Raw genomic sequence first — 913 nt, forward strand, 5'->3', positions numbered from 1 at the left:
ACGACTTTCAAAAGTCGTCAAAGATTCCGATTTTGGATTGTCAGGGCTTTCCGACCCTCCTCTTGCTTAAGAAACGACGGTTTCAATGCAAATCTTGCCAAAAAGTGACTGTAGCTGAGACAGCTCTAGTCAAGAAAAACTGTCAGATTTCCCAACCTATTTGGGACAAAGTGACACAACTCCATACAGAAAACATGACCAATATAGCCATCGCTAGGAGATTACATATCTCCGTATCGGTCGTCCAGAGGAAACTGGCTCAGTTTCAATTTGAGCATGATTTTACGACATTACCAAAAGTCTTGAGCTGGGATGAATTTAGTCGGAACAAGGGAAAACTCGCCTTTATTGCTCAGAATTTTGAGACGAGATCGATTGTGACCATTCTTGACAACAACCGCCAAACCACCATCAAGAACTATTTCTACAAGTATCCTAGGGTAGTCAGAGAAACTGTCGAGGTCGTAACAGTGGACATGTCGGGTAGCTATATTCCCATCATCAAAAAACTATTTCCAAGAGCTAAAATTGTCCTTGATAGATTTCACATTATCCAACATCTGAGCCGTGCTATGATGACGACTAGAATTGATATTATGAAGACTTTCGATACGCGTTCCCTACCTTATCGATCCATGAAAAATCACTGGCGTATTCTCCAAAAAGATAGCCGTAAACTGTCTCTGAATCGCTTCTTTTCTCGCACTTTTGGGCAAACAGTAACACCGAGAGAGGTTGTCCAGAAAACATTGAATTTCTCTGAGGAACTGAAATTCTATTACGAACTCTATCAGATCCTTCTCTTCCATTTCCAAGAGATGAACTCGAAATATTTCTTCGAGCTTCTAGAAGACAATCTGGAGCTTGTCAATCCTGCCTTTAAAACTGTTTTTAAAACTTTTCTAAAGTATAG

At 40.3% G+C, this 913-nt stretch carries 1 protein-coding gene; it reads left to right on the forward strand.

Annotation, left to right across the window (positions count from 1 at the left end; genetic code table 11):
* A partial coding sequence (locus C1E99_RS11580; RefSeq protein ID WP_105207632.1) for an ISL3 family transposase occupies positions 1–913 on the forward strand: 913 nt, incomplete at both ends.

Origin of the sequence: Streptococcus suis, assembly GCF_002964045.1 — a bacterium.
Classification (GTDB): Bacteria; Bacillota; Bacilli; order Lactobacillales; family Streptococcaceae; genus Streptococcus; species Streptococcus suis_U.